The 3,010-nt window shown below is 54.9% G+C and carries 2 protein-coding genes and 1 pseudogene; 1 reads left to right on the top strand and 2 read right to left on the bottom strand.

Annotation, left to right across the window (positions count from 1 at the left end):
- Positions 1 to 252: pseudogene (locus B3Z49_RS02425) on the top strand (hypothetical protein); the annotation flags it as partial.
- 76 nt (positions 253 to 328) lie between these two features.
- Here the strand turns inward: B3Z49_RS02425 and B3Z49_RS02420 are convergent.
- Entirely contained in the window at positions 329 to 1,768 is a 1,440-nt protein-coding gene (locus B3Z49_RS02420) for an MATE family efflux transporter (RefSeq protein ID WP_008889135.1), read from the bottom strand.
- Positions 1,769 to 1,866: 98 nt separating this feature from the next.
- Positions 1,867 to 2,619 (bottom strand): glycerophosphodiester phosphodiesterase family protein, encoded by a 753-nt coding sequence (locus B3Z49_RS02415; RefSeq protein WP_296988019.1) that lies wholly within the window; start codon positions 2,617 to 2,619, stop codon positions 1,867 to 1,869.
- Positions 2,620 to 3,010: the final 391 nt, after the last annotated feature.

Genomic DNA, 3,010 nt, shown 5'->3' with positions numbered 1-3,010 from the left:
ATGGCGCTTTATAACCATCTGGGCAATCTGGCGGCGGGAACAGCGCGGGAGGATCAGGTCGCATTTTACGCGATCATGGTTGATGCCTTGCCGGAACTGGCACCGCTTGGCGCGTTTGCCACCCAGCGCGATATCGAACAGCACATCATCCGGATTGATGCTGCGCGCGCTGCATCGGCGTTCGATACACTGGTCCTGCCGTTCTGTGATCTTTTGATGCCGAAGCGCCAATTTGATGCCGCGCGTTCCTGATCACGTGCATGGCATGGGTTGAAAAAACGCCGTCGGGCGAAACCGGCGGCGCTTTTTGTTCGTTGGTTCTCTATGACTAGATCTGTTCGGGATGTTCCGGAATGTCGCGCGATGACACGATCAGGAACCGGATCGCCAGCCCGCTGACCGCGACAAGGCTTGCAATCGCAATACCCCAGAACAGGCCGCGCACCCCCATCTCAAGAACGAATGACAGGTAATAGCCAACCGGGATCATGACAAAGATATAGGACACCAGATGCAAAATCGTTGGTGCCCATTTATCGCCAGCCCCACGAAGGGCACTGATCGCGGCATTCTGTCCGCCATCGGTCGGAAAAATGATCGGCATCAAAATCAGCACTGAAACCGTGGTGGCAAGCACCGCGACGTCCTGGGTAAACAGATGTGCAACCGCATCAGGGAACAGATAAAGCGGAATGCTCAGGGCCAGCATCACGCACATCGTGGTCAAAAGACCAATCCATCCGGCAAGCGCCATGTCCGGTCGGTCCCGCCTGCCATAGGCAATGCCGACCCGAACCGATGTTGCCGACGCCAGACCAAGTGCTACCATAAACATCAGGGCCAAAAGCGTCATGCTGATGCCGTAGCTTGCCGCGGCAATCACGCCAAGACGACCGGCGAAAAGCTGCATGGCGGCAAAGGCGCCGGTTTCCATCCCCTGACTGGCGCCCGCAGCATAGCCCAGATGGCGGGCATCGCGCGATCCGCGCCACCACCCGGCAAAGCCATTGCGAATGCCATAAAGATGATGGCTTTTCATCAGCAGGATATAACCGAGCAAACCAAGCGCCATGAACCAGCGGATGACGCTTGATGTCCAAGCCGCACCTTCGGCACCCAGTTCCGGCAAACCAAACGCCCCGTAAACCAGCCCGTAATCAAGAACGAGGTTGACCAGGTTGGCTGCGATCATCAACACCATGCCCGGCAGTGGTCGCTGCAATCCTTCAAGGAAAAAGGCACAGGTGATGTAAATAAGTGCGGCGGGCATCCCGATCGCCAGAATCATGGCCAGATCGCCGGCATGGTCGGTGATTTCGACCGGTTGACCGGTGATTTTAAACAGCCAGTCCGATTGCATGGTCAGAACGGTAAAGACAATGCCGATCAGGACAGCATAAGGCATGGCATTGCGCCACACGGCCCCGGCCGCCATCAGGTTGTCACGGCCCTTGGCATGCGATGTCATGACCATCACCCCGGTCAGAAGTCCGATGCCGGTCACCATCAAGGATGTAAAGGGCGCATGTGCAATATTAAGGTAGGCCAGTGCCGCACTGTCATAGTTGCCAACCACGATGGTATCGACAACCGCCATGATCAGCATGCCAAGACGGGCAATCGTCACCGGCAGTGCCAGTCTGAACAATTCGCTTAGATGACGCTTTACCCGGTTATTGGGATAAAGCGGGGTTGGCGAAAGTGTCGGATCAAGTGCCGGATCAAGTGGCGGCGGAGCCGGAGCACCATCTTGTGGGGCAATGGACATTGGACTGTTTCCTGTTTTTATCTGGCGATCAGGCTCTGGGTCGTGGTGGCGATCAGAGCCATGATGCCGTTTTGCCCTGGTTTGATTTGATCCAGGGTCTATCTGTGGGCGGCGAACGGTCGGCGGGGAATCGCCATCAGCAATTTGGCCGGATCATCGGTAATCACCGATGTTACCCCCCAGAAGAAAAGCTCCTTGGCGCGTTCGACATCGTTGATGGTATAGCAAACCAGCGGGACACCAGCATCGACAATCTCGGCAGCACTCACCGGTGTCAGTGCCTTGTGGTCGATATGAATGGCCGATGCACCAAGACGCGCATACTCGGCCTTCCAGTTTTTCGGCAGGGTTTCCAGAAGCCAGCCGCAGGGCAGGTCTGGCATATGCTTGCGCATATGGGCAACCGCGGTGTCATCAAAGCTTGAAATCAGAATTGGCGGTACGGTCTTTGAAGTGCTGAGTTCCTTGATGACTTCCTCGCACAGGCGGACCGGATCACAGCCAGATGGCTTGATTTCAAGGTTGGCCCCCATATCCATGAAATACAGGGTTTCGAGCGTATCTTTCAGGCTGGGGATTCGTTCGCCCTTATATATGTCTGAAAACCATCCCCCGGCATCAAGGTTGCGCAGGGTGTCAAAATCGCTGTGATGGATGGGGCCGGTACCGTTGGTGGTCCGTTCAAGCGTGTCGTCATGGATAAGCACGCATTTGTCATCCGCGCTTAACGTGACATCACACTCAATCCATTTGGCACCGCGTGCGCCGGCAACCCGGAATGCGGCAATGGTGTTTTCCGGGGCTTCAATCGAAGCGCCGCGATGGGCGACAATGTGCGGGATATCGATCACGGATATGGGCCTTTTATATATGTGGGGCTGCAACCGCCAAAACAGATGATGGATTTGGCCATCGGTCATTCTGGTGGTGCAAGAACATTAATGCGATTCTCTTACGCGACTTGGATTGTGTGAAAAAGCGAAAATCTTGTTGCGATTTGAACGTTTCCTTTTTCGTTTTTGCTGCGAAGTCATTGGACTCCATATTGTAATTATTGGCGCAGAGTCGGTTTTCCCTGTGGTTTTCGGCGTTATGCGCCGATGTGGGTCGAGCTATGCACATATCCGATTTCTACGTGAAACCCCCGAAAGCCAAGGGTTTGTGCGGACCGTTTCGGGGGTGAAAAAAACAATCGCCGAAAATCTCCATAAATCTCGAAAAAAGGTGTTTACAGGTCGGGAT

Source organism: Thalassospira sp. UBA1131 (assembly GCF_002311515.1).
Classification (GTDB): Bacteria; Pseudomonadota; Alphaproteobacteria; order Rhodospirillales; family Thalassospiraceae; genus Thalassospira.
Note: the sequence above shows the minus strand (reverse complement) of the source record. Positions and strands in the feature narration are given on the sequence as shown.